This is a genomic window from Chitinophaga sp. (assembly GCF_036569185.1).
In the GTDB taxonomy this organism is placed as follows: Bacteria; Bacteroidota; Bacteroidia; order Chitinophagales; family Chitinophagaceae; genus Chitinophaga.
The window spans coordinates 1-22,944 of sequence record NZ_DATCRD010000077.1; the positions used below are offsets into that span (position 1 = coordinate 1).

General features: G+C 44.6%; 18 protein-coding genes. 4 read left to right on the top strand and 14 right to left on the bottom strand.

Going from position 1 to position 22,944, the window contains the following annotated elements; all coding sequences use genetic code 11:
- Nucleotides 1-500: hypothetical protein (locus VIM72_RS05740; protein ID WP_332001913.1), on the top strand; the 500-nt coding region annotated here is incomplete at its 5' end.
- Between the two features lie 31 nt (nt 501-531).
- On the opposite strand, the gene VIM72_RS05745 is transcribed toward VIM72_RS05740, so the two are convergent.
- On the bottom strand, nt 532-1,413 hold the full coding sequence (locus tag VIM72_RS05745; RefSeq protein WP_332001914.1) for an MBL fold metallo-hydrolase: 882 nt from the start codon (nt 1,411-1,413) through the stop codon (nt 532-534).
- Nucleotides 1,414-1,501: 88 nt separating this feature from the next.
- Between VIM72_RS05745 and VIM72_RS05750 the strand changes: the two genes are divergently transcribed.
- Nucleotides 1,502-1,861 carry a helix-turn-helix domain-containing protein gene (locus tag VIM72_RS05750; RefSeq protein ID WP_332001915.1) on the top strand — a complete coding sequence of 120 codons (360 nt, stop codon included), beginning with the start codon at nt 1,502-1,504 and terminating at the stop codon, nt 1,859-1,861.
- Between the two features lie 190 nt (nt 1,862-2,051).
- Here the strand turns inward: VIM72_RS05750 and VIM72_RS05755 are convergent, their stop codons facing one another.
- The 3 genes from VIM72_RS05755 to VIM72_RS05765 form a co-directional block, all read right to left on the bottom strand.
- Nucleotides 2,052-4,427 (bottom strand): ABC transporter permease, encoded by a 2,376-nt coding sequence (locus VIM72_RS05755; protein WP_332001916.1) that lies wholly within the window; start codon nt 4,425-4,427, stop codon nt 2,052-2,054.
- 151 nt (nt 4,428-4,578) lie between these two features.
- A complete protein-coding gene (locus tag VIM72_RS05760; protein WP_332001917.1) occupies nt 4,579-5,703 on the bottom strand; it encodes a DUF692 family multinuclear iron-containing protein in 1,125 nt (374 codons plus the stop codon).
- Between the two features lie 32 nt (nt 5,704-5,735).
- Nucleotides 5,736-5,900, bottom strand: a complete 165-nt coding sequence (locus VIM72_RS05765) for a hypothetical protein (RefSeq protein WP_332001918.1) — start codon at nt 5,898-5,900, stop codon at nt 5,736-5,738.
- 150 nt (nt 5,901-6,050) lie between these two features.
- On the opposite strand from VIM72_RS05765, the gene VIM72_RS05770 reads away from it, so the two are divergent.
- Nucleotides 6,051-6,401 carry a nuclear transport factor 2 family protein gene (locus VIM72_RS05770; RefSeq protein WP_332001919.1) on the top strand — a complete coding sequence of 117 codons (351 nt, stop codon included), beginning with the start codon at nt 6,051-6,053 and terminating at the stop codon, nt 6,399-6,401.
- A gap of 46 nt (nt 6,402-6,447) precedes the next feature.
- Here VIM72_RS05770 and VIM72_RS05775 read toward each other — a convergent pair whose 3' ends face one another.
- From VIM72_RS05775 to VIM72_RS05820, 10 genes are all read right to left on the bottom strand, one after another.
- Nucleotides 6,448-8,802 (bottom strand): TonB-dependent receptor, encoded by a 2,355-nt coding sequence (locus VIM72_RS05775; RefSeq protein ID WP_332001920.1) that lies wholly within the window; start codon nt 8,800-8,802, stop codon nt 6,448-6,450.
- Nucleotides 8,803-9,135: 333 nt separating this feature from the next.
- Entirely contained in the window at nt 9,136-9,696 is a 561-nt protein-coding gene (locus VIM72_RS05780) for an RNA polymerase sigma factor (protein WP_332001921.1), read from the bottom strand.
- Between the two features lie 459 nt (nt 9,697-10,155).
- Nucleotides 10,156-10,623 carry a hypothetical protein gene (locus tag VIM72_RS05785; protein WP_332001922.1) on the bottom strand — a complete coding sequence of 156 codons (468 nt, stop codon included), beginning with the start codon at nt 10,621-10,623 and terminating at the stop codon, nt 10,156-10,158.
- 141 nt (nt 10,624-10,764) lie between these two features.
- Entirely contained in the window at nt 10,765-11,631 is an 867-nt protein-coding gene (locus VIM72_RS05790; RefSeq protein ID WP_332001923.1) for a hypothetical protein, read from the bottom strand.
- Nucleotides 11,632-11,714: 83 nt separating this feature from the next.
- Nucleotides 11,715-14,684, bottom strand: coding sequence for a hypothetical protein (locus VIM72_RS05795; RefSeq protein ID WP_332001924.1), 2,970 nt, complete (start codon nt 14,682-14,684; stop codon nt 11,715-11,717).
- 11 nt (nt 14,685-14,695) lie between these two features.
- Nucleotides 14,696-15,178: a DUF4280 domain-containing protein gene (locus VIM72_RS05800; protein ID WP_332001925.1), complete on the bottom strand. Its 483-nt coding sequence runs from the start codon at nt 15,176-15,178 to the stop codon at nt 14,696-14,698.
- A 6-nt stretch (nt 15,179-15,184) separates the two neighbouring features.
- A complete protein-coding gene (locus tag VIM72_RS05805; protein WP_332001926.1) occupies nt 15,185-16,132 on the bottom strand; it encodes a hypothetical protein in 948 nt (315 codons plus the stop codon).
- A 10-nt stretch (nt 16,133-16,142) separates the two neighbouring features.
- Nucleotides 16,143-16,628, bottom strand: coding sequence for a hypothetical protein (locus tag VIM72_RS05810; RefSeq protein WP_332001927.1), 486 nt, complete (start codon nt 16,626-16,628; stop codon nt 16,143-16,145).
- Nucleotide 16,629: 1 nt separating this feature from the next.
- Nucleotides 16,630-18,129 carry a zinc-dependent metalloprotease gene (locus VIM72_RS05815; RefSeq protein ID WP_332001928.1) on the bottom strand — a complete coding sequence of 500 codons (1,500 nt, stop codon included), beginning with the start codon at nt 18,127-18,129 and terminating at the stop codon, nt 16,630-16,632.
- A 20-nt stretch (nt 18,130-18,149) separates the two neighbouring features.
- On the bottom strand, nt 18,150-19,928 hold the full coding sequence (locus VIM72_RS05820) for a type VI secretion system Vgr family protein (protein ID WP_332001929.1): 1,779 nt from the start codon (nt 19,926-19,928) through the stop codon (nt 18,150-18,152).
- Between the two features lie 1,028 nt (nt 19,929-20,956).
- Here VIM72_RS05820 and VIM72_RS05825 point away from each other — a divergent pair.
- A complete protein-coding gene (locus VIM72_RS05825; RefSeq protein ID WP_332001930.1) occupies nt 20,957-22,912 on the top strand; it encodes a glycoside hydrolase family 97 protein in 1,956 nt (651 codons plus the stop codon).
- Nucleotides 22,913-22,944: the final 32 nt, after the last annotated feature.

A 22,944-nucleotide genomic window follows, 5' to 3' on the forward strand; every position in this document is an offset into this window, starting at 1 on the left:
CATATACTATGGGTAGAACACAGCATTTTTTTGAATACCAGGCGATGCTTGCCAGCGAATACGCCGACCTCGATCCCCAGCGACTGCTGCGCCTTGGCGCAATGGTTGCCAGGAACGCATTGGCTTCGGTTAAAGTCCCGCTTGCTTCTGCCAAATATTCACCGTATCAGCATCTTTTGGAACTGACCGTGGATGTACTAAGTATAGCAGGGAACGACCTCCATGCTCCGAGGCCGCATGTTATCGATCAATGCCAAAAGGAGTTAACCACTGCACGTAGCAAATTTTCCAGAAAAAGTAAAGTGGCGGATGAAGATAAAAAGCAGCTTGCAGACTGCACAGCCCTGCTGCTCCAGGTGATTTATTACCTGAAATCGGAAGACCCTTTGTATATTATCGGGATGTTAGATGCTATTCACAGGCTGGATGCACAGGTGCTGGCAGACTACCAGGATCAGTTAGTGCTGATAGCGCGGCTAAAAAAGTTCCTCAAAATATAACCGGAATTTCAGGACCATAATTACAATTCCGCTACGAAAAACTACAAGGCTCCCACATAAAACCGCTACCCTTTCGCATTACTTTACCAAATCCCGGCCATGGCATGTGATAACCAAATACTAATTCCTTTGATGTTGCAAAGCCATTAATAACATTGAACCGGGTTTTCGCTGCAAGATCAAAATCAATATCAAAAATTGTCCCCCATTCTGGTCTGTTAAACAACACCGTATCTTCATGACAGATGTCTGCCATGTGCACAAATTTTTCGTTCCCAATATTTATTGTAAACATAAAATGCCCGGGGGTATGCCCTTTGGCCGCCATAGGTTGTAAAAAGCCAAATAATAAATCAGGTTCATCAAAAAACTGAAGTTTATCTTTTATCACCATCAGTACCTGTTGAATATTTTTCCGGATCTTCATTAACGCCTGTGGCGTATTTTTACTTTTACTGAAATCGGAGGTATCGGATTGCCAGAAGTCGTATTCAGCCTTTGAGATATAGATAGAAGCCATAGGAAATGTCAGCTGTTGATTCATATCTGTCAAACCGCCAAGATGATCGGGATGGGCATGCGTAAGCACTATATCTGTTACATCTTCAGGTGCAATACCAATTGTTTTCAGATTACTAATTAAATGTCCGCCTCCGGCAGTATCTGTACTCCCATTGCCGGCATCAATGAGTATCGTCCGGTTGTTTCTGACGAACACCATGATATTATGTGTTAATTTAATATACTCAGCTGTACTTCCGCTAACAACATTCAGATCATTCCTGGAAATACCAGGTGCAAAGCAACTTTTATTATAAGGTACTTCACCATCAGAAATTACATAGATATCCATATTACCTGCACGAAAAGCGCTGACGCCATCGGGCAGCGGGCTTGTTAAAGATTGTAGCATAGTTTCATAAATTTGCTGCAAATAACTTCTTTGCTCCCAAATACCGGATCAGGCTAAAATTTGGGGCATAGGCTAAAATTTCAGACCAATGGCAAAGACAAGTGTTAGAAAGACAAAGGATTTTAACCCTACAAACTGTGCTGTAACGTATTGTTTGAATATCATAGGGGGAAAATGGAAACCTGTTATTATACATCTCATTCGAAATAATTCCACACGATACAGCCAGATGCAAAGAGGTATTCCCGAAGCGAGTAAACAAACACTCACTAATCAGTTACGAGAGCTGGAAGTGGATGGGGTTATTGAAAGAATTGTTTATGCAGAAGTACCTCCCCGGGTAGAATACCGGATAACACCGTTTGGAAATACGTTGTTACCCATCATTGATGCAATGAAAGTATGGGGACGGGAACAAATGGAAAATATAAGTACTCCAAAAGAATAAAAAGTCATTGAATCATGTAATACCTGGTCAGATAATTCACTTTTTTTATCACTAAAAACAAAAGATTTTTTACGCAAACATTAATTGCACGCGGTATTCATCTCTGATAAACCTTGTTTGTTTCTGCGGCTCATGATGACCAATAAAAAGCATCCGCAGCAAAGCATTTGCGGATGCCTATAAAACGGCGCTACTCCCCTTTTAAACTTTTTACCGGGTTCATTAATATCGCCTTCATAGTTTGATAGCTTATTGTCAGTAAAGCAATTCCAATGATCAGTAAAATGGACAATAGAAACATCCACCACTCTATGTCTATTTTATACGAAAAACCCTGCAACCACTTGTTCATTATCCACCATGCCAGTGGCGATGCTATAAGGAATGATATGATTATAAGCGCAATAAACTCCTTTGATAGTAGGGTGAACAGGGAAACGACACCAGCGCCTAATACTTTCCGGATGCCAATTTCCCTGGTTCGATGCTCGGCTGTAAACATGGCCAGCCCCAATAGTCCAAGACAGGATATGAAAATGGTAAGGAGCGAAAAACAGGTAGAAAGCTTATTAACTATGGTTTCACTGTTATATGTTTTCTGATAGGCATCATCTGAAAAAGTATAGGTAAATGGAAACTTAGGATTCAACGTTTTGCAGATCCTTTCCAGGCTGGCTAATGCCTCCTTTGTTTTACCTGCTTCCGTGCGGACCAGTATATTTCCATAATCGCTTTTCTCTCCATTCCATACAATGAGAGGATGAATAGGATCGTGCAATGAAGAAAAATGGAAATCTTTTAATACGCCCACTATAGTGCCTTTCTTTCCCCACATAGTCAGCGGTTTACCCACAGGGTCTTTATATCCAATTATTCGTAATGCGGCCTCATTCACCAGGTAACCTGCAGAATCTGATGCAAAATCTTCAGACAGCTCCCTGCCGGCAATCATTTTTAAATTGAGGGTTTTCACAAAATCATATCCCACACCCGTTTGGGTAAACATCTGGTTATTACCGGGTATTTTGCCGTCCCAATCAACGCCCCAGGTACTGCTACCTATTGAAGTAGGCGCTTCCTGTGTACGCGATACCATTTTAATACCGGGTGCATTCAAAGCCTCCTGCTTAAATACCGGGTACCTGGCGGCCAGCTCTCCCTCGATAGGCAGATAAACCAGATTTTCCCTGTTGTAGCCCAGGTTTGTTTGCTGTATATATTTTACCTGCCTGGAAACAACAATGGTTCCTGTGATAAAGAGGATAGACAAAGTAAACTGGAATACCACCAGCCCTTTCCGTAAACTGATATCACGGCTTCCGGATTTCAGGGTGCCTTTTAAAACAGTTAGCGGCTTGAAAGAAGAAAGAAAAACAGCAGGGTAGCTACCGGCGGCCAGGCCGGTAATAATCGTTAGTCCCACCAGGATGCACCAGAAATAAATATTTGAAATGGGAAACACAATCTGCTTACCGCTGAGCTGATTAAAAAAAGGCAACAGTATATAAACAAGCGCCAATGCCAGCAGCACCGACAATACCGTAACCAGCATTGCTTCGCTCAGAAACTGCTGTAGCAGCACCGGGCGTGCAGCCCCGGCCACTTTACGGATACCGATTTCCTTTGCCCGCTTAGCGGAACGGGCTGTTGTTAGATTCATGAAATTTATGCAGGCGATCAGCAAAATAAAAACCGCTACTATGCTGAATAATTTTACATATTCTATCCTGCCGCCCGACAAGTAGCCGGCTTTGAAGTTTGCATGCAGGTAGCTATCACCATAACGCTGTAGCTCCAGCTCCGCGCGGTAATTGGCATTATTATTATATTTAGCCAGAAAATTTTTAATCTTAGCTGCAACCTTTTGAGGAGAAGCATCTTCATGAAGTAAAATAATTGTATTGGGCCCTACATTTCCCCAATCTTTTGCCCAGCTATTTTCACGCAGGAAACTGGACCAGTCGATAAGGCAATCAAACTTTGCGGAAACATTTTGCGGCAGGTCTTTAAATACCCCGGTAACGACCAGGTTATTCCTGTTATCATAACGAAGAGGTTTTCCCATGGCAGCATCTGCGCTGCCAAAAAATGCTTTTGCCATCTTTTCGGAAATGCATACACTACCGTGCATATTGAGCGCTGTAGCAGCGTCGCCTTCTACCAAAGGATAGCTCATCATTTTAAAATAGTCGGAGTCTGCATAGCATGCATCGAACTTCGCACTTTTATTATTTCCCTCAAAAACAAACCTGTCGGGGCTGTCATCTATCCATGAAAAATTGGAAGCATACGCTATTTCGGGGATAGTACGCTTCATTTCATTCGCCAGCATACCAGGAGTTTTATAACTGGCAAATACTTCCTTATTTACAAACTGGCGCTCATATACCAGGTAAAGCCGGTTGCCCTGTTCGTGGAAATTATCGACGCTGCGTTCATCCCACACCCACAATAATATCAGCAGGCTGCAGGCCAGGCCAATGGTGAGCCCCAGGATATTAATAACAGAGAAGGCTTTGTTCCGGATAAGATTCCGCCATGCCACTTTAAAATAGTTTTCAAACATAGTTCAAAGTCTTTGACTTCCGTAGTGCAGAAAACAACATACCAGTTTCCAATCATCTTAACCACAGTAAATTACACAGATGAAATTACATTCTTTGTTCATTTTTGGTACAAATAACTGTTCAATTGCGAACGGACAACTTTAGAAGAAATTATTTCTTCCATTTCTGTGCAATCCGCATAGCGGTATCTATCATGTAAGGTTCCCAGCTTTCAATATGCCAGGCTGTGTGTGCGAGAGACGACTGATTCAATAAGTGGATAGCTTCCGTACAGGAGACAGCCGACTCCAGTATGGCAGAGAGCTCCAGCTGCTGATGGTATAAGGCGTCGTCTTCAATTATTGCCCCTGTTATTACAGGAGATAAAGGAGAAAATGGATGAAGGAAAGATGATGCGCCCGGTGTGTTTTTCTTTTTTACAATGGCTTCCATCTTTCCAAAATCATTATAAAACACAGTCCTGCTTTCATCGGTGGCAAGCGCATTCCCCAATTGTTCCAGTACCACATACTTAAGATGCGGGCAACGTGGTATTGTATTTTCCAGTAAATAAAATACTTCTTCAGGAACAGCATCGTCATGCGTATCCCTTCTTATCTTTCTCACCGGGCTGTTAGGTGCATCTTCCCAACTACCACCGGAAATATGTATTTCCCTTACTTTATTCAGCGGATAACTGGTTATTATTTCTTCAAAAGGAATATTGAAATTATGGATCTGGCAATAGAGATTATGCAAATCGAGGATAATAAAGCCATTAACGGGTTCCAGGAGCTGCTCCAGGAAATCGCCATGGCGTTTTACTTCGTCAGGAGAATAGGAAAAGGCCAGGTTTTCCAGTCCTACCGGGCATTCACATGCCTCATAGATGCGTTTCAGCCTGTCCCTCCCGATATCAAGTGTAGATTTCGTATAAGGTATATTCAGGGGAGCCCCGTGATGAAAATCTTTACCCGTCATGAAGCCGAAATGCTCCGTAACATGATCAAACCGGAATTCCTTACTGATCTTTTTAAGGTGAGAAAGCCATTCAGCCTGTTCCTGGCGCCATCTGCCGGAAAAAAGGGAAAAGAATACACCATGACCAATAAGTCGTTTTTCATTACTGTAAGCAGCCAGTAATTCAAGGAACCAGGATGGTATCTCCTCTACTTTGTATAAGGCATCAAACGACCATTCAATGGCTTCCAGTCTGGATTCTTCCATTAATGGGAAACAGGCAGCCAGTATATTGGCGTCCAGGTTACAGGCGGCTGCTGATAAAATTTCCGGCACCTCTTGGAATTAAATGTAAATTATAAAAGCGATCAACCCATTCCACAGGCAGGACAACCGTCTTTATAAGGATATGGCTTTTTCACTTCTTCCTTCTTCTCTTTGGGTTTAACGGATTTATCCTTATTACAGGAGGTGGTTGTTTGAACGGTAATGCCAATCAGGATGGCGCCGAGTAATGATTTTGGAAGTTTCATTTGTTATATTTTAGGGATGAAAAGTTCTACAGTGTTCTGTTTGTTAAACGGGGAGAATGTTGAAAAGTTACCGCAGCACTACCCAACTTCTGCAATACTTATCTTGATGTCATCATCTTCAGATTTATTCTTTTAATTTGAACAAAAAACATGGAAAATTTTGAAGCAGTAGTAACCGGATTTCATCGTCTTATCAGCGAAGGAAAATTTCTTGAAGCGCTGGATAAATATTATGACGACAATATAAGCTCTTCTGATAACGATGGCCCCGCTATTAACGGGCTGGAAGCAATGCGAAAGGCTGTCGGCGGGTTTCTCGATAACACCAGCGATTTAAAAATAGCGTTGAAAAACAGTATGGCGATCAGGGGTTATTCGGTGGCAGAATGGCATTACCGGTTTATCCATTCTAAAATGGGCGCCTTAAATTACCAGCAGATCTCTGTGGCACACTGGAAAAATGGGAAGATTATAAAAGAGCAACATTTATATAGCCTGTAGGAAGATAAATAACTGCAGGAGAGACCACTTCTCCTGCAGTTAATGCTTAAAACTTAATAGTAAGATTGGCGGTTACCCTGGTTGGATTTTGTGCCGCCAGGCGGTTCGACCAGTACTTTTCATTGGTGATATTATCCACTTTCAATCCAAAACGGTATACGGGCCTGTCGTAGAACAGGGACGCATCCAGCACGGTATAGGAAGGTATGGTGAATGCAAAGGTATTCGTGTTGGTTTGGAACGACTGGCTGCCGTAGTTGCCGCCAAAAGCAAGACCAAGTCCTTTCGCCTCACCACGCACAAGGCGATAGCTCACCCAAAGATTAGCAGTGGTGGCCGGTCCTGCTGCCGACGGCCGTAGCCCCTGGAACTTGGCATCGGCCTTATCCATTTTACTTTCATTATAGGCGTAACCTGCAATGATATTTAATCCCGGAACCGGGTTGGCAATTACTTCTGCTTCAAAGCCCCTGCTGAGCTGGGTGCCATTTTGAAGAGAGAACCCGCTGTGCGCAGGGTCATCGTATACAGAATTGGTAACAGAGATATCATAGTAGCTCAGGGTAGCATTTAATTTTTCATTGAAAAGATCTGCTTTAATCCCCCCTTCAATCTGGTTGGCCTGTTGCGGTTTAAAAGTATTGCCGTCAAAGTCGGAGCCCGACTGGTTCTGGAACCCATTCATGTAATTAGCAAAGAGCGACATCCTGTCTTTAATCACCTGGTATACGATACCAAATTTGGGCGATAAGGCGGTTTGTGTATAGTTACCTACAGTAAGATCTCTGGCAGGATAATAGGCACCAAGATTATGATAATTATCCAGTCTTAAGCTGGCCATCACCAGTAACTGCTCCGTGATATTGATAACGTCTGAAAAATAGGCGCTGTAAGTATTTTCACGGTTGCTGTCGAAGGCCAGGAACTTCAGTTTGGCGAACATTGGTGTTACATTGTCCCTATTGAAATTGTAGTAGGCGTCGCCCGGGTTCCTGTAATTCAGGGCCGGCATATTTACGATGGTATCATTGCGGGAAGCGCGCAGGCTGTAAAAGTCCACGCCTATCACCAGCCGGTTACGCATTTTACCTATGTGGAAATCACCGATAAAATTTTGCTGGATATCTGTACCATAATAAGGATAGGTTTGAGAAGTAACGGACTGTCGAAGGGTACTGTCGCTCAGCATATTCAGTTGTGTAGTGAACCCGTCGGAAGTAGACCGGGTACGGGAGAACACGGTTTGCGACGTCCATTTGTCCGACAACTTATATTTTATCTGCCCAAAAACATTCATCTGCTGGCTGGTATAATACATAGAGTTATTGGCGAAGGAAAGTTTATAGGGTATTCCCAGTTCCTCAACGCTGTGCGCTTTTCCTTTGGTATAAGGGCTTAACCTTGTGGGGGAAGTGGCTTTATAACCGCTCATTTCCACATCCAGTAAAATAGTGAGCCGGTCATTTACCTTATAGGAGAAACTGGGCGCCAGCAGGTAGTTTTTACTGAACCCTGCATCCTGGAAGCTGCGTTCACTGTGAATAGCGCCGTTGAAACGGAACAGCGCTGTTTTTTGTTCATTCACCGGGGTGTTGATATCCAGGGTAAGACGGTTAAGATCCCAGCTACCGCCGGAATACGATACTTCGCCCTTGAAACTGTCGAATGGTTTTTTGGTAACGCGGTTAAACAAGCCGCCAAAAGAAGAGAGGGTGCTGCCAAACAGTGTGGCTGAGGGGCCTTTGATCACTTCTATACGTTCCAGGTTGGCGGGATCCACATTGGAGTATACAAAGCTCCCCACGCCATTGCGTACCAGGTTAGCCGTAGTAAAGCCTCTTGAAGTAGCGGAGCTTCTTCCCTGGTTGTATACAATAGGAATACCTGCCCCGGGAATATTTTTAAAGGCGCTGTTATAATCCGTAACCAGCTGTTCTTTCATCAGTTCCTTTCCTACTACGCTGTATACCTGTGGATTTTCCAGGTTCCTCAGCGGCAGCTTGGATACATCTTCGCTTTCTTTTTTGGCGAAACGGTTTCCCCCCGTAGCCACCACTACTTCTTCAAGGTTCTGGGAAGATGTTTTCAGTTCTATTTGCAGGATAACACTTTTGCCATTTACCATAGCCACACTTCGCCTGATGGTTTCAAACCCTACCATAGATACTTCCAGCTCATAGTTACCATCAGGAATATTTTTGAAGAGGAATTCTCCGCTTTGATTGGTGATCATTCCTTTGGCAATACCTTTCAGGACAACGGTTACGTTTGTAGCCGGATGCCCATCTGATGTAGTAATAACGCCCTGGATAGTATTGTTGGCTCCTTCGTCCGGCACGCCGGCATATATGAAGGTAAACGGAAGCAGAAAAAAAGTAAGAAAAAGGTATGCCCTTGTCATGTTGGTCTTATCATTTACGCTGCAAAGTTGCAGTCAGAAAAGGCCAAGTTATCTACCGTATCGGGAAAACGATTTACGAGATCGGGAAATAATTATTTCCCCATAGTGGCAACCTTTCTGCCGGAAGGCGGCTACAAGCCTTTACCAGCAATGGTATGCGGTTTTTTTGTCTTCAAAAAGCAAAAATAAACCCCTCCGCCGTTCCCGGTAAAAACGCCTCCTGGTGAGCCAATAAAGGTCCACCAGGATGACCATATTAGACAAATCTCTGCTGCTACCCATTAAAGGGATCCGGGCAACAAGCATCCATTTGATTAAGGCAGGGTTCCGGGATTACAGGTGGGCAGGAGCGAAGTAACCGCGTAAAATCTTCACGGCAGTGCCAATCTGGTTTTTCACTGTTTGAATACTTGTATTCATTTCCTCAGCTATTTCTTTATGGCTTTTCTGTTCATAATGCCTTAAACGGAAGGCAGTAGATGATTTAGGCGGCACTTTCTTTTTCAGCGCAATATTTACCTGGCAGTAGATCTCTTTACTTTCCAGCGGATCATCTGGTAAAAAAGCCTCATCCGGAATTACACAGGAAAATTTCCTTTCGCGGGTAATTTTGTTAAGGCAGCGGTTGCGTACACTGGCGTAAAGATAACTCTTCATAATACAGGTACTGTCGCGGTTTTGGTAGTTAGCATCAATTTTCAGGAATAACTTCTTCTGCCAGAAATCCAGAAAAAATTCCTGGAGAACATCCTGTGCTTTGTCTTCGTCCTTCAGCATGTCTGCTGCCAGCATCATCAGGATGCGGTTGTACTTGTTGTACACTGTTGTAAAAGCATCGGTACTACCTTTTTTGAGCAGCTCCAGCAGGACGGCATCTTGGTTGTTTTGTTGCATTCTCATTTCCTTTTTGAGAGACTGGTTTAGGAAAAAAATATTGACGTTCCGGTGTTAGAAAAATCAAATTTTCTATGGTTTAACACGGCGGTTGAAAGTGGATTTATTTTGCATTCCCTTTCTTGAAATCTGGATTAAAAGTAACGCTATAAAACATCAGGAGTGGTTAATCTCTTGTTAAGCACGAATGTTTTAGAAGTGGGAAGATTCAATGCCATAGCGGTTCTACGGGGAAAAACATATTAAGAAAAATCATAAAAATGTAACCGAATGGTTACCGCCAAAAGAGTGTTAGCGGATGCTTTAATAACAGGGGAAGCAATAGAGGGGCTTAACTAAAAAAATGCGGATTATAAGGGTTTGCCACCAGGCAGTACCTTCTTTTCCGGGATGCGTTGCTTCCGGAATCAATAACCAGCCGATCGTTTGTAAAGGAATATTTATACCCATGGTAAACATCTAACGCAAACGGATATACGCTTCTATAATTTCATGATTTACGTTTAAACTGTCAATCTTTTCTATACCACGCTGGATCAGCGTATCGTGCTGCAAACTGAGCGAAAAAGTGAAGTGCTTATCTTCCCAGCTACGGAAACTGCAATATTGTAAATGTTCTTCGTATTTGTTGCCCGACAGCACGTACGTACCCGCGCCAGATCCAAATATAGCAGTACTGCTGTCGCTCCCTTTTGAAACATCATGCTGAAAAAAAGCAAAGTGACTGCCATTAAAGATCTTAATCATTTCCTGTCCCTTTACCGGGTAAGTATCAGTGGTATCTCCGTTTTTGATCATCTTGCTGTAAGCCAGCTTCCAGGTACCGGTTAAAGACAGGTCGGCAGCGGTTCCGGGAGATTTCGTATCTGCGCACGAAACAGCAGTCCATGCAATAATACCAATAAAGGCAGGTATTCGTATATTCATAACGTTTAGTTATCTGATTGAAAATTCCAGGGCGGTACTACTTCACAAGGTTAATAAAAAGATGTTGATTTTTAAAGACCCTGTAAAATAAAAAAAGGAGCAACCTACATGTGTCGCCCCCTTTCCTATGAACTTCTTCTGTTACCGGATCACCTGCAGCTGATCGCTGCCCACCGGTTTGTGCAGCAACAGGTTGTATATCTTGTACTTATTATCTGTAATGCCTATAAGGGCCGGCTCCCCTCTCAGTTCATCATCCGTCCGGACCAGTCCTACTACCCTGCCATCACCAAAAAAACGCAGCTCATAATGCTCCAGCGGCAGCATCTCCAGGTGATATGCTTTAATCTGGTCAAACCGGTTCCAGGTTTCTGCTGCATCAGCAGGCTTGTTCTGAAAATAGGCCTGTTCGGTTTCAAGCTCCCGGTTATAGATCTGTTCCGCCACTGCATTCATATTACCATCTGCCATCAGTTTGCGGTACTGGTTATAAAAGGCCAGTACTTCTTTTGTAAGCTTTGCCTTATCTTCTTTCCGCAGATCCTGGCTCTGGCTCCATCCTTTCAGCTGGTAAGGCGTGGTAGCTTCAAAAACGCCTTTAAACTCCAGGTAAGGTACATTATCCAGACTTATTTCAGGCATCTTATAATAAAACAGTTGCTTATATGCCTTTGGCTTTTCCTTTTCTTCATCGCCGCTCATCACTTTTACTTCGAGGCCACAGTTCTTCGCCAGTAAAAATGAATCCATCTTATCATCATCATTTACTTTGGGAAATACCCTGATAGTAATGGTTTGTTTACCGCTTTTCAGGATATTGGGAGATACAGGCCATACAGCACCGCCCTGGTTACCGCTGCCAAAGTCTGAATAGGCCGGCATATCATTGATCAGGATCTCATAAGTGCAATTGTAGCTGTTAAAATCCAGGATAAACCGTGGATTATAGTCGTATTTCTTCACCAGTTTATAACTGTTCAGATATTTTTCCTTAATGTCCTGATTCATGCTTTCTTTTTTTGCAGTTGTTCCCTGCCCGCAACTGTGCAGGCCAATCATTAGAATTAATAAGATGATAACTCCCGGTTTACTCATCCGTCGGATTCTTTTTTCGTTAAGTATATTTTTTTCAGAGAGATTTTTTTCTCATCGATACCGATCTCAAAAGACGCTTTGGGATTGGCTTCTACCAATTTATTATATTCTGCCGGTTTTTCCGGTTCTCCCTTTTTCCGCTTCACTTCCTTCGTTTTTTCTCCAACATTCACTTTTGCTTCCACATACCCTTCAATTTTTATGCCTTCAAAGATCAGGTCAAATCCTACAAACAGTCCAGCCTCATCAGAACCAATCCTGGCCTGTAGTCCCAGGCCGGAACTTCCTTCCAGCCCTATTCCCAGCGCCACCACCACTTTCACTTTAAACGCAGTAGCTGATTTACTCAGGTACAGTTTACATTCCAGCTTCACCGATACCGCAGCGCCACCTTTTATCAGGTCTTCTTTCTTTTCTGAAGCGCCGGCTGTGCGGGTAAACACATTTCCTCCTACCGTATTATGCTTAAAAGTGGCTTCCAGGTCTATTTTACCGGAAATGGTTACACTAACATCCACTTTACTGTCGTCGTCGGCACATATATACAGCAGTGCATCCACAGCTTTCAGAATAGCATAGGCGATCGGATGCCTGCGGCAAAGCAGTTCCAGGAAATCCCATTTAAGATCAATACCAACCAACGGTTTGGCGTCCAGCTTTATCAGTACGGTTCTGCCGGCTCCCCACAATTTGCTGTCGCCGTTCTTAGGCGGCATGGTTTCATAATACCAGGATGCGGCCAGCCCCAGCTTGGGGAACTGCAGCTCATAATCAAACGGCTTGCGCTGCATCCGCTGAATGAGGCCCTGGATGTTCTTATCGGGATTCGTTTTGTTCTTATTGATAAACTCATCGGGATTTTTTCCGTCATCACCGGAGGTATCTGCTTTGGTAGTGTGGTCGCCATGAATAATGTTCCTGAACTCCTTTACCAGGTTCCAGCCTGCCTTTAATACGTTGTAGTATTTGCCAATCATATCTTCAACAGGATCCACGCTCTCGGTATCATTATTCCATTCCACCTTGATGGAAAAATCGAATTCCTTGAGCAGTTCCAGCAGCTCTGCAAACTTCCCTTTGGTTTTTACAGGTGTTGGAGCCGCCTTTTTATCTTTTGGCAGCGCGAACACTTCACCGATCTCAGTGCCCAGCTCTTCGTTATGCCGGTCCAGCGTAGGCGTAGGTTTGCTCCAGCGACCTTTTGCGGCCTCTCCAATTTTTTCTACGTTTTCCAGGCGGTTCATGGTAAAGCGTTGCAGGGCGTTCTTGATTCCCTTACCATTATTGGCTTCCGCAAATTTGGCTTTCAACGCATCAAAATCGGCTTTTTCCATGTTAAAGGCCAGGGCTGCCGTCCATTTGATATCAGGATACACGGCAAAATCGATCACATGTTTCCAGCGGCAGGTTTGGATAGTTACCGGGAAATGATCGGCCTGTGCTTCGGGAATCCACAGGTAGCCAAGTATGCGTTTGAAAAGGATGTGATTATTTTCATCAAAGAAGGAATATTTATACTGTGCGTCAAATTCCAGCTCTTCATCAGATACTTTTACCACACCGGAAAAAGAAGCATTGGTATCCCTTTTGAATTTATAGTTATTGGCTTTTATTTCAAACTTGCCTTTGGCGGCGCTTTCCTTCTCCGGTTCCCGTTTTACACCGGCTTTGGTATCCTCTTTTTTATATCCTTTGGCGCCAAAGCTGCTGATGTCAATTACATGATCTTTGTGTTTGGGCGTTGCGGTACATTCATCCTCATGGGTCACCAGGCTTTGTACGCTGAGCTTGATGGTTTTCTTGGCCGTTTCACTTCCGGCTACTATGTTATAGGTAAGATTTTCCGGGGGCTGGAAATCGAGCACATTCTCATCAAATATGGTTTGCACACCGTCTTTGTCTTCCACAGTGATCATACCATATTTGCATGGCTGGAATTTCCGCGTATTAGTTGGAATATCGCCGGCCAGTACCGGTTTGTTACCGCCATACAGCAAGGGGGATTCTTTTACGGCAGGATCTTCTTTTACACTGAGAAAACACTTTGATAATGTTTTAGTGATCTTTCCATCTCTCGATTTTATGATGGGATATATTTCCAGCACTTCGCCTGCGCCCGGCTTCCAGAGGTCGTCCAGAAAAACGTCTACCACTATTTTCTGCACAAAAGCCTGGTAATGGATAGAACCGGCGGCTACTTTCATATCTTTCCCTGATTTATCCTTTACCACGTAATCACTTACCTGCAAAGCTTCTCCACGGGTGGTTTCATCCTGCAGGATAGGCATTATTTTTACCTGCCGGGTAAAATACTTGATGGCATCATCAGGGGTTTGTTTTCCTTTTTCTATCTGGGCCACTCCGGCGGTACGTTCCCAGGGTGGCAGATCATCATCGGCGCTGGCGGTGTCATTGTCCATCAGGAAAATCCTCAATTCCTGTCCGTACATAGCACGGGTATAGATATGCAGCTGCACGCTTTCCCTGAACTTTTTGCTGCCACCGGTAATTATTTTGCCATCGTTGTTAGCGGAAAATTCGCGCCACTCTGCCGATAGGACGGCCGGCTTCCCACGGGCTGCAATAAAGTAGCCATGTGCTGCGGAGTTAGTTGGCTCCTGTCCTTCCAGCACAGGCTCCAGCCAGCCCAGGCCGCCGCCTTCCACTATTTTCGGAAAGTTGGGATACACCAGCGGCCCTTTCAATGTGTCGTTTACATCTGTTTTCTTAAATGTAAGCGTGCGCAACATGGACCAGATCCAGCGATAAGGTGTTTGATCGGCCTCCGGGGCTTTCATGGGAATGGTGACCTTTACGGGCGCAGGCGCCTTTTCCACCATGGTAGTAATACGTTTCATCTCCGCCCGCACGGTTCCGGCTTCATTCAATACTGCAGTAGACGTTTTCGCATCTACTGATCCTTTTGCAGCCGGGATAGTGACTACCAGCTTTTTATTGTGAGACATGGCAACTATTTTTAAAACGGTTGTCCCTGTGGAAACCGGATCAGAAATAAATCTTCTTCTACTTTTTGTACATCCATCATGGGGTTCAGGTGTGTTTGCACCTCTTTATCGGCTTTCTCTGCATCTTTCTTTGTCATATCAGCTGTTTGCCCGTGAAAAGTGATGGAGATGCAATCTTTTCCTCCGGTAGCGCAGGTCGCTTTACTGTCTTCCAGTAAAATGTAGGCATCTCCCGGTAATACCACCTTGTCATAAAAGCCGCTCCATTCCGTAACAGATGGCGTACAGGGGTTGTTATTCTTTTTACTGCAACTGCCAAATGTATTGGCTTCAAAAGGCTGCCCAATGTCTTTGGTATTTGCCAATGGCTTTTCCGCCCCATCTTTATCGTTGATATAATGTATCTGCTGGCTCTTCACTTTCAGCTTATCGGGGGTGGTACCAAACTGGCACTTACAAAGAGCGCCCTGGCAAACCAGATGTTTTTCACTCATATCCTTTTAATTTTCTCCACTGTTGAAAAAGAAGGAAAAACGCTTTTTCTTTTTGCCGGCCGGTTCCTGTTCCTCCGCCAGCACCGGTATAACCGGGGCCTGCGCTTTGTCTTTCTCCCGTAAATGATAAACAGTGAACGTTACTTTTTTATCTTCACCGGGTGCAAGCTGTAAACTGCATTCCCCTGTTATGGCATTGATAGAATAATCCGTTTGATATAGTTTATAGCTGATATCTACCTGCCCTTTTAAAGGCGTGTGAATACCATGCAGCTGTTGCGACAACGGAATTTCTTTTCCTGCCACAATATCTTCCACGCTACGCGGATCGCTGCAATTTCCTCTTTGCTGTAATACCAGGCTACCGCTCGCCGTATTATGCTGCACCGGTTGCTGGGTAACGTTAAACAACACCGGCGTTGTATACGGTATTACCGGCAATGCCGCAGTAAGGCTACGCTTCATAATATCGCTGCCAGGTTGGTAGAGGTCTGCAAAATAAAGCGCCATAAACCAATCACGGCAAAGCGACCGGTAAATATGCGGCTCACTGCTTACCGCAAGATCCATATAGGACATGATCTGCTCCGTAATTTCACCAGTGTAATATTGCTGCAGCGCGGGTTTAACACCTTCCCAGGCAGCTGCTATCTGCGCCTGGTTAACAATGCCGGAAAACTGTCCGGCGCTGTTTACCCTTATCTGCAACGGGTACAACACTTTTCCGCATTGTTCTGTAAGTTTATCGATCATCTTTTCAGGCGCCTGGTTGTTGATGTACACCTGTCCTTTATTTATTTCAAACAGGAACATATCGCCGGGCAGTCTTTTAGTGCAACTAACAGTTATCTCGTAACTGATCACCTGCTCTACGCCTGCCGACTGAATAACATAGGTTACACCATAGGTTCTGTTGAGATGTACCGGGTTAAACCGGAAGGAACGATTATTCATATCGGTATGGCTACTGTTTTTTTCTTTCCTCTGCAATCAGCAGTGCGACTGCCTTCCTCACATTTTTTACGTAATGCCTGATTCCCTCAGGAATACGGCTGGTATCCCCATCTATCTGGTATGAGAATGCCGGTCTTTTATCAGCGAACCCGATATCCACTATTACTACCGGTTGTTCGCCACAATAGAGGCAACCCCAGCTATAGGTAGTAGTACCGGCAGTTAACAGCAGGGACGGGATGGAGTCCAGTACAAAACGGCTCCGTTGCCATTGTGCATCTGATAACTGCTGTATGGAAGAATCGATTTTCGTACCGGTGGTATCCAGCCAGTAGCGCTCCAGGGCACCGGGAGTGATGCGGTATTTCACCCGGGCGCTATTGGAAAAAACACCAAAATGCACCCAGGCCACCGTGGTGGAGGGCGACTTCGTTTGTGCCGGTAGTATATCCATTACCATTATTATCAACAAAAGGGTGAGCCAACTGCCTCGCATACTAATAATTTAAAATTAAGCTCCGGTCCTGTCTCATGATGTCCCACTGGAACTTGAAGAAAGAACGCATATTGTCTTTGGCATTGTACGGGTTCAGGTTACCGTTTGTTTGCCAGGTGTAATCCATGATATTGTCGGTATGCCCCTGGTAGAAAGTATAAGGTGGCGGCTTAAGCCCGGCCATAGGCGCCCCTGCGCTGAATGTATGCTGCAGGCCCAGCGAATGGCCCGCTTCATGCAACAGGGTACGCCGCTGATTCAACCCGCTCAGGAATACTACAAAAGCATTTCCCCATACAAATTCCTTCATCACATCTCCATTATCGGCGGCAGTAAGGCCGTTAAAGCTGGCAGGTAAATCCGTAAGAAAAATATAGGTACGTTTATTGGCGTCGGCATTAATACGGCCTCCATTGGGTTTGTGCTGTCCATATCTTTCATACAGCTTAATTACATCTTCCAGAAACTGTTGTTCATTAAACGATGCAGATCCTCCCAATACATTATTCCAGTAACTGGTAACCGTGCTATCGGTAAAAGGAAGTACCCCTGTTTCGAACACAGTGTCTGTTTTAAGTTCAGCCCGGATAAGGGCCTGGTTATAGGAAGCCCTTTTGAACTGGTATTCCATGTCTTTCACCAGCTGCTGATCTATTGAAGGAACGCTGTTGGCCTGCGTACCCACTTTCACCAGGATCAATTCCATTTTCGGAATGATGTGATTGTTGTATACCATCAGCTTGCCCACTTCTTCTTTCTTATCTCCCAACTTTGCAAATACTTTTATTTCTTCATGCTGTTGCAGGGGAGCATTGGTATTTACTACATTCACAGCGCCTTTTAGCGTATAATATTTAACTTTCACACCTCCTGGCCGGTAACGGGTTTGCAATCCGCTTCCCATTACTGCGGCAATATTTATTTTCTGGGGGGTTATTTTGAGATTTGGATTTTTTGATTCGAAGATGATCTCTGTGCCATCACTGATCACTTCTTCTATTTCTTCCAGTTCAAGATCCAGCTGGGCGCCATCTTTATTCATGGAAGAACCATACTTGAACTGTTGCGAAGTAGTGTAAGGAAATAATGACAACCATGCGGGGTAATAGTCAACGCCGTATGGTTTCACAGGATTCTTTACATCTTTCAGGTACTCGCTTTTGGCAGCGGCTACATCGTTTACCAGCGGCACTGTACTGTTACAGGGCTGGTTATTGTTATCGCGTTCAATGTAATTGAGCGCATAAATGTATTCGTCCCTGAGCCAGTCGAACCCATATTCTCCTTTATATCCCGCCGGCCGCCTGAAATGCACCAGGAACTTTTTCAGTTCCTTTTCTTTTGTTTCCGGCGCTTTATACTTGTCATAAATAATTTTTTCTGTGCTCCGTAGCTTTACCTGGCTGGCGGCATTCAAACTGATATCTCCGTTGGTAGCATAGGTAGTTGACAGCTCAGAGCTTTCAACAATTGATTTTGCTATTGAGATGATACTTCCCATCTGTGGTTGGTTATGTGGGGTTAAAACATTTTTGCTTTATCGCCGCTCTTATTCACGATTTGTTTGGCGCTATGCATTTCAATATTTTCCCTGGTACTGTTCATACTTACTTTCTCTGCTGTTTTTTCTATACTTTTAGCGGTACGCTGAAGTGTATCATCAGCTACTTCTTTAATATTGGCAGCAAGCAGGCTAAAGTCTTTCACTGCAGTTTGCGACAGGTTTTTACCGGCGCTTACCTGTATATTTTCTTTTGCTGTAAAACTGATGTTCTTAGCATTGATAGTAATATTTTCCATTGCGGCGATGTTGATACTCTGGGCGCTGGTATCCATCGTTACAATATTCCCGGATTTATCGGTGATGGTAATACTTTCCGCCCCATCGGTATCGTCCAGCCGGATGAGATGCCCGCTGCGGGTTTTAATCACCTTCAGGTTATTTTGCGCATCACCGAAACCCGTTTTGGCGTTCCCGTTATATACGGTGCCAAGTACCACCGGTACTTCCGGGTTGCCGCCTTCAAAATCCACCCACACTTCCTCTCCGTTTTCAGGTATAAAATAAAAACCTTTGTCGGCGCCCCCATGCGGAGACACCAGCCGCAGCCAGGGAGTGGAGCCTTGTTGCTGCCATTGGAATTTTACCCGTACCCGGCCCAGTCCTTTGGGATCGTTGTTATCTGTTACCACAGCGCTTTGGGCCTCACAGAAAGGCGTGCTGTATAAATCCACCACAGGCATGGCCGCCGCCGCAGGAATGGCTTCAAATGTATTTTTATATAACCCGTTTTCCGTACAGTGATGTACAAGTTCGGTTACCACAAATTCACCATGATGCTCATTGGAAAGCACCGATTCGTTCACGGTGATGATATCGCCAATGCGCAATGCGCTCTGCTGGCTGGTGCCTTTGAGCACTGCCATCCGGGAAAGCCTTCCCTTTTTCTGCGCCTGCGTATATTTATCCAGCTGCGATTTTACGCCCGTACCGAACGACTGGTTCAGCTTATATTGTGATGTTTTTTTATAAAGACGTTCACTTACTTCTTTCAGGTGGCTCGTATATACGTCCGGGTTACCCGCCGGTACCGACAGCGTATCATTGCTTACTGCCTGGTTTTGCCGGTAATCGTATCCGTGAAAACGGCTGTTATTCGATTTCACAGTAAGATCAAGGTTAAACCCGATCAGGTCTACCTGGTGTGTAAGTGTTGTTTTCTGCGGCCGGTAGTTGCCGAATACCACCTTTTCCCCATCATAAAAAAACCATTCCCCGAAACGGGCGGCAAGCCGCTCTATAAACTGGTAAGTAGTTTCTTTATACTGTACAATGTATTTCAGTGTATCTGTATGTGCCGGATCCACCGCAGGCGATTTGGCATAAGGCCCGCATCCCTTCAAGGCTTCAGTTACTATGGCCGACAAATTTTTTTGCTCATAACAGGCTATATTTTCATCATCTTCCAGCAGGATGGTAACACTATGTCCTTTGATCACACAAAAACCATGTGTGCCATCACTCTCTTTTCCCATGCTGATGCCATCAACAATACCGTTAAAATTCAGCGGCTTGTATACTGCGTTTGATTCAACAGGTTTTACAGAGATAGAAATTTCCTTACCCAGGAACTCCTTACCGGCATTAAACAATCCTTTCCCCAGTTTAGTGAGCCAGTCGTACCCGATCATGATCTCAAAGCTATGATGGCCGCGGATTGTCTGATGCAGGGCAAGGGAATGAAAAGAAGTAAACTGGTGATCACCAATAGTAAATGAGGTGTGCGTATACAATGACATTTCGCAGCTTTTACGGTTTTAAATATGGTTACTACCTTTTTATCATTCAGGAATGATATTGGGTAACTACTTCTGAAATTTGGAATTAATATCTGCTATTGCCATTAACGGGTTAAACACGCAACAGTAGATAAACATGGCTTTATTATCAGGAACTAATATACAACAAGTGTCAGAATTTCAATCACCCCCCGGCAAAAAAATAACGCCACCATACAGCAGAACAAAGGAGCTCTGCCGTTAAATAGCATGAATAGGACGCCTAATGTTACGGCTCCAAAAATCTTACATATGCCCGTTGCCGGTTTCACGCTTCTTCCGCTCTGACTGCAGGAATCGCAGTTTTAATAAGAAGCATGCCTGTTGGTCCTGCCTGGAAACAGTTAGTGCATTCCAGGTATAAAGCTCCGGTTTCCAAGGTGAACTACTTCAGTCCCGGAACTGAAACCCGCTATGGATAAAGCCCTCATATGGTACCAGGTCAATAAACCAGCTGCAACGGATCAACTTATCAAGCAAAACAATTACAACAGACATATTCCTCCGATACCGGCTACTCCACTTTAAAGCTATGAAATCCTCTATAGTAAATACTTTCATTATGATGTCAGGTGAATAATCCGTAACAACGGGCAACTTATCCAGCATACAAACAGCTTCACGAACAGCCACAAATTTGATTCACCGGCTATATGTAAACGGCTTTTTATAAGTTGGGAGATAGACTATGTATGCCTTGGGAGAAAACTCCGTGTTGTAAATACAGATTGCAAACAGACCTGCCTGCTCCTCCTGATTACATCCATTCTGCAGATTGAAACACCGGCAGAAAAAAAGTTATCAGCATAGCAAACTTCTAAAGGGAAATCCATACCCCTGAAAACATGGCTACTTATCAACTATACGGCCATGGAACGACCATCCGTAATTTATCATGTAAAGTTTATAAAATAACGACTAATTTACTTCCCTCTTTCCCGGACCCGATATGCCGGGAATCATCCGGTAACTTTTATAAAAACTGAATAATGAATCTGAAACGATGGATGCTCGCCTGGATAGCCATCACAGCTGGTATTACGGCGGCGGCACAGGATTTTACCTTACGCTCCCCCGATGGTAAAGCTATTGTACGTATATCCGTAAAGGATAGTATACAGTATTCTTTGTTGTACAACGGGAAACCGTTACTGCAACCGGCTGTCGTTAGTATAGCTACCTCCGTTGATCCAGACGGCAAATGGAAAGTGGCTGGTACCAAAACATCGGCTGTAACACAAACCCTCCGTCCCGTGGTAAGGCAAAAAAGCGCGTTTATTGAAGACCGTTATACCCAGTTGCAGATCAATTTTAAAAACCATACTTCGCTGCAGTGGCGGGCATACAACAATGGTATTGCATGGCGCTGGCTTATCAACAACAAAGGCAGCTGGCGGGTAATGAATGAGCAGGCCGGCTTTGGCTTCCGGGCAAAAGACAGCGCCTGGTACCCGGTAGAAAACGGGTTCTTTTCTCATAACGAGCGTCTCTATAAAAGGCTGACCATAGATAGCATCCGTGGGGAAAAAAGCCTGGCCAGCCTCCCGGCATTGTTCAATATAAATGGCATCAAAATACTGATCACGGAAACCGCCCTGTTAAACTATGCCGGCATGTGGCTGCAAGGCAATGGCAGCAATACCCTGGAGGCAGTGTTCCCTCACTACCCTATTCATAAAAAGATCACTTCCGACCGCGACGAGGAAGTGGAAAGCAGGGAAAACTTTATCGCCAGAAAAGAAGGCCCTTCTCAACTGCCCTGGCGTATTGTGATGATTGCACCGGAAGATAAAGACCTGTTGGTAAATGAGCTCCCCTATCAACTTGCAGAGCCGTCTACCGGCGACTACAGCTGGGTGAAACCCGGTAAGGCCATCTGGGACTGGTGGAATGATAATAATATTTACCAGGTCGATTTCCGGGCCGGCATCAATACCGCCACCTACAAATACTATATCGACTTCGCCGCTAAATACAACCTCGAATACGTAGTGCTGGACGAAGGCTGGAGCGATACACGCAATCTTCTTAAAACGGTACCTGACATTGATATGGAGGAACTATCGCACTATGCGGCCTCCAAAAATGTAGGCATCATCCTGTGGACAACCTGGCTGGCGCTGGATCAGCAGCTGGATGCGGCACTGGACCTCTTTGCCAAATGGAATATCAAAGGGATCAAAGTTGATTTCATGCAACGCGACGATCAGCAGATGGTACAGTATTATGAACGCGTGGCTAAAGCCGCTGCCGCACATAAAATGCTGGTCGATTTTCATGGGGCACATAAGCCAGCCGGACTACAACGTACATACCCCAACGTTATTTCCTTTGAAGGCGTATACGGATTGGAACAAAGCAAGGGCGACCAAAGTAAATCCATTGCACCGGACCATAATGTTACTTTCCCCTTTATCCGCATGACCGCGGGCCCGGCAGATTATACACCCGGCGCTATGCTGAATGCACAAAAGGGAGACTGGGCGCCTCATTTCAGTAACCCTATGAGCATCGGTACCCGTTGCCATCAGCTGGCCATGTACGTGGTATACGAAAGCCCGCTGCAAATGCTGGCAGATAACCCAACCCACTACTACAAAGAACCGGAATGTATGCAATTCCTGCAGGCAGTTCCCAGCGTATGGGATACTACCATTGCCCTGCAGGCCAGCGTGGGCAATTATATACTTACCGCACGCAAAGCCGCTACCGGCGACTGGTACGTAGGGGGCATGACCAACTTTACACCACGAACCTTAACGCTGGATTGCTCCTTCCTGCCGGATGGCAGCTATACCATGCATATCTGGAAAGATGGTATTAACGCCGACAGGAATGCACAGGATTATAAAATGGAACAGATTACCGTTGACAAAAATTCAAAGGTGCCTGTAGTAATGAACATTGGCGGCGGATGGGCAGCAAGGATTGTGAAGCAACAATAAAATAACATTGCTGATAAACCAATTATATTCAC